Source organism: Neptunomonas marina, assembly GCF_004005935.1.
In the GTDB taxonomy this organism is placed as follows: Bacteria; Pseudomonadota; Gammaproteobacteria; order Pseudomonadales; family Balneatricaceae; genus Neptunomonas; species Neptunomonas marina.
Genome location: NZ_SACQ01000008.1, coordinates 140,241 through 148,067, shown reverse-complemented (window position 1 = coordinate 148,067; position 7,827 = coordinate 140,241). Strand labels below are relative to the sequence as shown.

Genomic DNA, 7,827 nt, shown 5'->3' with positions numbered 1-7,827 from the left:
TGACGGATTTTAGTTGCTCAGAGCAGCATCATAGTGAGAAAACTGGGGCTAAATGGCTCATTTGAAGTATTGTTGGCGTGCGAGCAAGTCAGACCAAAATTACCTGACTTGTTCGTAGTATCCTTAAACCAGAAGGAGGCCTTGGCCTCCTTTTTTGTGTGTGAAAAATAAAAAGCACTATATAACCGGAGTGCGCCTGTTTGTTTTCTAACATACGTCTGTTTGTTTTCTAAGGGTTATAGTTGGAAGTGACTTTGTATTTTTATAAGGCGTAATTTAAAAAATAAAAATATGTATTTCTTTGAATTAATCTAATTTCTTTCAGTTTCGTTTCAGATTGATCTTTTAATCTACACCCATCAAAACGACATTCAAGGCGCTGATCACGCATCACCGCCGACAACAGATTAAAAGGATCATCACCATGAAAACCGTTATCGCTTCTACACTTTTCGCCGTACTGGCTAGCTCTTCTGCCTTCGCTGCGAACGACCTCAGCCAGTTCTCTGATCACTCAGTACAAGCAAACTTAGCCGTGGGCCACAGCAGCACAGCAACCGGCTTTAACACCGCTAACCCTTTGTCTGAACTGGGTAATTCTAAAGAAGCACATCTTGCTTCTGAGACACGTGTTGCTGATGCGAATACACAGGGTGCGGTACTGGTTGCCTCTTACGGTCTTGATGTACCGAGCGTATCCAGCGAAGCAACATTGTAATACCCCACTTTTTTCATCACTGTTCCACCCCCTCTATCCTCAGGTTTACAGTACACACGTTGGGAGCTTCGGCTCCCTTTTTTTATGGCTGCTATTTGCGATTTTTTGCAGTGATAAAAACATAAAATGCCTATTGTTTTTCTCTGTTTATAACCTGCGGTTTAAAAGGCTTTAACAATAGGTTTAATCGGATTTTGCTGCGTATTTTTAACTAAAAATAAATAAAAGTTTTCAGGTTTTTTCAGTTTCGTTTCAGATTCGTCATATACATTTAACCCATCGAAACAAGCTATGAAGGCCACCAACAAGGTGAGCCACCGACAGAATCAAACAAGGTAAACGATCATGAAAACACTACTTAACACAGCCATCATCACATCCGCTCTTTTCGCAACGTCAGCGTTTGCGGTGAATGACCTCAGCCAGTTTGGTGCTAACTCGGTCGAGAGCAACCTCGCGGCACACACCGTCGCAACAGAGCAGGGTTTTGAAGCAGCAGTCAGCCCACTGACAGCGTTTGGTGCGTCAACAGAAGGTCACCTATCTGCTCAAGTGGACAGCGCGCCAACGTACAACGCTGATAGCAGCGTGGCATCGTTTGGTTTGGAAGTACCGGCTAACTCTAACGAAGCGCTGTTGTAATAAAGCACCACAGTAAGCTCCGAGTTTTATCGCTAAGCCCCGCTTAGCACAGCAGTAGCAGACGCATACTCTCATCATTGGACATCTTCTGTCAGGAGGCTTCGGCCTCCTTTTTTTATGCCTCGCGTTCTATATAGCTACGTAGCTGCAATAAGCTTTCGTCACCTACCACCGTTAGACTATTGAGTTGCTCAGGCGTTAGCGTTGCGCCCAACTGCTCGTAACCGCGGCACTTCACTGCCAGTTGATCAAGGCCAAAGTTTGCAGCGGCTCCGGCCAGTTTATGTAAAGCCTCTTGCTGCTGTTTGGCCGCTTGTTGCTGCACTAATTGCTCGAAGAGTGCCTGTACTTGTTGTTCAAGCTTGCCAATCAGGGAGATAAACGCAGTATCGCCTAATGCGCTTTGGTGCTGTTCAATTCGGCTAATATCTAGCAGGTGGTGGTGCACGTTGGGCTCCTCCATGGTTTGGGCTGTTTGCTTTCCGAGCAAGTGCGAGAGGGCGGCGAACTCCAGAGGTTTGCCAAGCACGCCATCGATTCCTGCTGCATGGTAATTATTGACCTGCGCTTCGGAGATGCTGGCAGTCAGAGCGATGATGCGCACATTCGCCTTGGATGTATCAGGGTGAGTGCGCATCTTACGGGTGGTTTCCATGCCATCCATATCGGGCAAATGGATATCCATCAGCACAATATCGTAACGGTTTTCATCGTGCAGGCGCAGCGCTGTGTAGCCATCGGCTGCAATATCAACGTGGTGGCCTTCGCTTTCGAGCAAACCACTCGCTACCTGTTGGTTGATGGGGGTGTCCTCAACAAGTAGTACTCGCAGCGGTGCGGTTGATGCTAACGCCGAATCGGGCGTTTGATCTTGGCTGCAGTGCTCGTCGGTACACTGGTAGGGAAGTTCAAACCAAAACTCACTCCCTTGGCCCTCGCTGCTGGTAAAACCTATTTTACCATGTTGGGTTTCTACCATCTGCTTGGCGATGGCTAGCCCTAAACCGGTTCCGCCATAGCGGCGTGTGATTGATGAGTCTGCTTGTGTGAAATGCTGAAAAATTCGGCTGTGGGCTTCAGTAGGGATACCAATACCGGTATCTCGGACGCGGCAACTGAGCACCATTTCAGATGCTTGTCGTGTGCAGCTGACCGCTAAGGTGATAGTACCCTCTTCAGTAAACTTGATGGCGTTTGAGCATAGATTCATCAAAACCTGCCCAAGCGCACGACGATCACCTATAACGTTTGCAGGAACCGCAGTGGGCACATCAAACTTAAATGCCAGCCCCTTAGATTGGCACAGTGAATCAACAATCAGGGTGGTTTCATCGAGTACTTTTTGAATCGAAAAACGGGAGGCTTCGGGTTGAAACTGGCCAGCTTCCACCTTGGTAAAATCAAGTACATCATTGAGTATCGACAGCAGAGATTGGCCCGATTGATAAATCGCCGCGACTTGTTGCTGCTGCTCGGCAGAAAGAGGGCTCTTCTCCAGTAGTTGCGCCATACCCAGAATACCATTCATCGGGGTACGAATTTCATGGCTCATCGAGGCCAGAAACTCTGATTTTGCTTGGCTTGCGGCCTCCGCTTTCTCTAGCTCAAGTTCTGCTCGACGTTGCTGTGTCAGCGCTTTTTCCCGTTCAACCCGTTCGGTGATATCTGTCACTGAACCTTCATAGTAGTTGGGCTGCCCGTGGGCCTCACTACGCTGGCGGACAGAGATTGAAACGTCCACCCGTGAGCCATCACGGCGTTGCCATTGTGTTTCAAATCCGATCACCTCAGCATGGGTGTTGAGACGGTCTTGCAGGCGCTGGTAGTCACGGCTGTGGGTAAAGCACTGACGCTCGATATCATCAATACCCGCTAAGCACTCAGCAGGAGAACTGTAACCCAATAGTCTGGCTAGCGCGGGGTTGGCGGATAGTAGTTTGCCGAATGCGTCGGTTCTAAAGATCGCTTCGACGGCGTGCTCAAACAGCGAGCGATACTCCTGCTCGGAACGTGCCAAACTTGAGTAAAGTTTCGCGTTTTCGATGGAGATCGCTGCTTGTGCCGACAATATCTGCAGGGTTTCCATGCGTGTACGGTCAAAGACATCGCGGCTTTCGTTGTTCTCCAGATAGAGAATAGCGGTGAGTTCGCCATGATAAAGAATCGGCATACACAGCAGCGAGCGAGGTTTGCGCCGCTGGATGTAGGTGTCTTGCATAAACATCTCATGGCGATGTGCGTTACTCAGTACCACATCGTCTTTAGTGCGTGCGACGTAGTGCACCACGCTAATCGGCACCAAGTGAGTATCGTTTAATGCCTGTGCCGTAAAGAAGGTTGGTGGACTATCGAGCTGGGCCTCAGCTTCAACAAAGAGCCCCTCCGTTTGGTTTAATACGAGAATCGCACGTTGCGCGCCAGCGTTCTCAAGTGCTAGCGCCATCAAGCGTCCGAGTAGCTTTTCGAGCTTAATCTCATCAGAGATGGCGTGTGATGCGCGGATGATCGCATTGGTATCGAGGTGCTGATTCGATAATCCATCTTGGATATCGACGACCTCAGGCTCAAGGGCCGTCGTTTGCATGGTGCGATGGGCGAAAATATCAGGGTAACGCGCGCTGAGTTGGCGCAGTTTAGCGCTCAACTTTAATGCTTCATAGGCACTCCACGCTTCACTCAGGTAGGTGCGAGCGATCTGGGTTTTGTCCCACTCAAGATAGCAGCGGCCCGCCAACTCATTGGCCAGAGCGCTGATCAGGTGGAATCCTTGGCTACGGCTTTGGTTAATGGCGGCGTCATAAAAATCCATCGCGAGACTAAACTCCTGCTTACTGCGATGCAGCTCAGCTTGGGTCAAGCTCAACAGGTGCTGATAGTTCTCGGGGCAGTGCTCTGCCCATAGCCTCAGTTGGCGCAAGTTGTCTTGGATACGCCTGAACTTATGGGGGTGGTGCAAAATGCTGAGTTTGGGCAGCTGTCTGATTTCAGCCAGTGTGGAGATAAAGACAAAACACGGGCTGGTGTAGGTAGCATTGATATGAGCGAGATAGCGTTGGCCTGCTTGGCTATGTTGCAACGCTTTTTCGTCGGCATCGAATAGATAGCATAATAAGGTGCTGTAGTAGTGATAGATACTGATGGCCGTGCGGTGATCTTCGCGGTGGTTTTCGGTTAGCATCTGTTGGTCAAAGAAGCGGCCACACAGATACGTTGGATCTTCGCTATTGCCTAGCAGGTTATCGATCGCTTGCAGCGCGAGCAGCGAGTACTGTAGCGATTGCTTTTGGCCGTAACCGGCTAAAAGCTCGGTGTATTGCTCTAACAGCGGCTGGCGGCTAGCAAAGTCTGCCGTTAGGTTAAAAGCGTACTGGATATAGGCCGCGAGACAGTAACTTCCCCACTCGATATCGCCGCCATCCAACGCTAACTGGTGCCCCTCTAAAAGCGAGTCCAGCGTGTTTGCTAGAGGCTCTTTCCAATGCCGCACGTAGGTGTTGAACAGGTAAAGTGTTTTGTGGCGGATCAAGCGGTTGGTGCTGCTGTTTTCGGGCCGCTGATCAAGCTCCATAGCAATGTTGCCCAGGGCGTAGCCATCGACAATTTTTTGCTCTTGGCCACACAGAATCCCTCCGTAGCCAGCCAACGCCATGGCCGCATGGGGTGTAATGCCGTGAGAGAGCGTCAGTTCCACCTGTTTCGCCATGACGATTGGGCGCAGGTTTGAACTTGAGAACTTCACCACTCCAAACATACTCGCCAAAATCGACAGCGTGGCGCGCTGGTGCGGATCTTCAATCGCGGGAGCGCTTAATAGCTGGTGTTGCTGCTGGCGGCGCAGTAACCACTGAGTCCGCCACATCCCCAGCTTGGTTTGCCAGCGGCTTGGATGGCGGGGCAGATCGACCTTGAGGAGCTTGAGTGTCTCAAGCGCGATATCCAGTGCTGCATCAAACTGGTTGCGGGCAATCAACGCCTGCATATGGATCTCATCAACACGTACCCGGTCTAAGCGCTCACGCGCATGGGCAATAACGGTATCGATAAAGCGCTGCATGGTATCGAACTCACCGCGAATATACGCAACCTCCGCGCCATGGGTATGCAGTGCTAGGGCCAGCGGATAGTGTGCCTGCCACGCATCGTGTGGCAGCAGCGCTACTCCCTCTTGCAGGTAACTGAGTGCCGCATCGAAAGCTGCCGACCCCAACGCTTGTGCGCCGGCTTGAGCGTTCAATTTAGCAAGCTCTAGTTTCGCATCGGGCGTATCGATCAGTGCTAACGCCTGATTGAGATGGTTGGTGATCTCGAAAACCGCGCTACTGTCGGTTTCGGTGGGCAGTTGCTGCTGTAGAATCCGGCCAATTTTTAGGTGGAGATCGGGTTGCTGAGCGGCGGGAATCAGCGAGTAAGCGGCCTGTTGGATACGATCATGGACAAAGCGGTAGCGCTTTTTATTGAAGGTCAGGCCAGAGTGTGACGAGTAGTTACTGTCCACCTGAAGTAGCAGGCCTTCACTGACTCCGGCACTTAAATCAGCTTGTGTCTGTTGCTGTGATTGCGACAAGATCGTGGATAGCGTTTGCAGGTCAAATGGACTGCCGATGCAGGCGGCAAGACGCAGAGCCTCACAGGAACTGGTGGGCAGCTTCTGAATTTTGTTCACCATAAGATCGATAACATTATCGGTCATTTCGCGTGAACGGATACGCGCTTCATCCCAGTGCCAGCGGTTCTCTTTAAAAGTGATTAACCCCTCATCATGCAAAGAGTAAAGAAACTGGGTAAGGAAAAAGGGATTGCCCTGGGTTTTGCTCAAGCAAAGCTGCGCGAGCACTTGGCAGTGGTGTGTTTCGCGGCGCAGCGTATCGGCGATTAAGCGTACGATCTGATTGTGGTTGAGTGGCTCGAGTACGATCTCATCAAGGTGCGCCGGACTGCTATGCAATTTCTCTAGGGTACGGCGTAGCGGATGTGCGGGGCTGACTTCATGGTCGCGGTAACTGCCGATAATCACAAGGTTGGTGAGATCCTCACTGTTGGCGAGCGATTCCAGCAGGTGAAACGATGCCAGATCTGCCCAGTGCAAATCATCGAGGAACAGCATTAAGGGGCGTTGTGAGGTGGCGAAGACCTGCAGCAGGGCAATAACCAAGCGTGAGAAGCGGTTTTGCTCCTCCATCACTGATAAGCGCGGAGCATCTTGCTGTGGGCCGATGATTAACTCCAGCTCAGGCACTAAGCGGATCAGGGCTTGAGCGTTATGTCCTAGTGCTGCTGTTAAAGCCTCGCGATAGCCTGCGATCTCCTGCTCATTTTCGGTGAGCAACTGCCGGATCAGCCCTTGCAGCGCCAAGAAAAGCCCTAGATAGGGGCGGGTGCGACGGTATTGGTCAAACTTTCCGCTGATAAAGCGCCCGTTTTGTTGATGGATATAGTGGCGCAGTTCGTGAACTAAGCTGGACTTTCCCACCCCTGCATAACCGGTGATGGTGACGATCTCTAGTGGCTTGCGGGTGGCGCGATCGAAGCAGTCACGTAACCGCTGAATCGTCGCCGCGCGGCCATACAGGCGCTGTGGTACCGCGAAGTGCTCAGAGACATCTTGCTGAGCAAGGGTAAAGTTGGTGATGTTGTGATGTTCGCGCCATTGATCTTCACAGCGTTTTAAATCTTGCAGCAGGCCAAAGCTGGATTGATAGCGCTGCGATGCGTCTTTTGCCAGCAGCTTAAGGACGATGCGGCTGAGCATCTCGGGCAGATCGGGGTTAAGCTGGTGCGGCGCAGGCGGATGCTGTGCGATGTGGCTGTGGATCAGCTGTGCCGGCTCTTTGCCGTGAAACGGTGTACGCGAGGTAAACAGCTCGTACAGTGTGGCGCCAAGGCTATAAAAATCACTGCGGTAGTCGATATGGCGGTTGATCCGGCCCGTTTGTTCGGGCGCTAGGTAGTGCAGAATATCGGGCTGTAATTGTTGGGCGTTCCAGCTGGCTTGTTCACGAGTTACGCGCGTGGCCATGGCAAAGTCGATCAGGCAAATATCGCGGCTTTCCGGAATCCACAAGACGTTATCGGGCGAAATCTTTTTGTGTATGACGCGTGCCGAATGCAGCAGGCCCACCAGATTCGCCAGCTGAATGGCCACGGGCAGTACTTGATCCCAGCGGTAGTGGTTGCGCTGCATCATTTGCCGCAGGGAGATCCCCCCCACATCGGGAAAGACGATCGCGGGGGCGGTTTTATGTGCCACCCAGCGCAGCGGCTTGATCACGCCTGCGACCTCAATATCGGACAGCAGCGCGTATTCATGCTCAAACTGCGCACATTCGGCAGCACTGGCGGTGCCGTTTGCCTGCTTGATGATTACCGGCTGATGATCGCTCTCTTGCAGCGCGCGGCTGACGGTGCTGTTTTTACCGCGGTGTAGTATCGTCTGAATCTGGTATCCCGGAAGGTGATGCAGCATAAGG

At 51.7% G+C, this 7,827-nt stretch carries 3 protein-coding genes; 2 read left to right on the top strand and 1 reads right to left on the bottom strand.

Annotation, left to right across the window (positions count from 1 at the left end):
* The first annotated feature begins 424 nt into the window (after positions 1 to 424).
* Both EOE65_RS15900 and EOE65_RS15895 read left to right on the top strand, forming a co-directional pair.
* A complete protein-coding gene (locus EOE65_RS15900) occupies positions 425 to 718 on the top strand; it encodes a hypothetical protein (protein ID WP_127695529.1) in 294 nt (97 codons plus the stop codon).
* Between the two features lie 345 nt (positions 719 to 1,063).
* Positions 1,064 to 1,360 (top strand): hypothetical protein, encoded by a 297-nt coding sequence (locus tag EOE65_RS15895; RefSeq protein WP_127695503.1) that lies wholly within the window; start codon positions 1,064 to 1,066, stop codon positions 1,358 to 1,360.
* A gap of 115 nt (positions 1,361 to 1,475) precedes the next feature.
* Here the strand turns inward: EOE65_RS15895 and EOE65_RS15890 are convergent, their stop codons facing one another.
* The gene (locus EOE65_RS15890; protein ID WP_127695527.1) at positions 1,476 to 7,823 is read right to left on the bottom strand and encodes an AAA family ATPase; all 6,348 of its coding nucleotides are present in this window, start codon (positions 7,821 to 7,823) and stop codon (positions 1,476 to 1,478) included.
* Positions 7,824 to 7,827: the final 4 nt, after the last annotated feature.

Excerpts from the sequence above, each read along its gene's own strand:
- EOE65_RS15895 (WP_127695503.1), top strand. The coding sequence starts at position 1,064 with ATGAAAACACTACTTAACACAGCCATCATCACATCCGCTCTTTTCGCA.
- EOE65_RS15900 (WP_127695529.1), top strand. The coding sequence starts at position 425 with ATGAAAACCGTTATCGCTTCTACACTTTTCGCCGTACTGGCTAGCTCT.
- EOE65_RS15890 (WP_127695527.1), bottom strand. The coding sequence starts at position 7,823 with ATGCTGCATCACCTTCCGGGATACCAGATTCAGACGATACTACACCGC.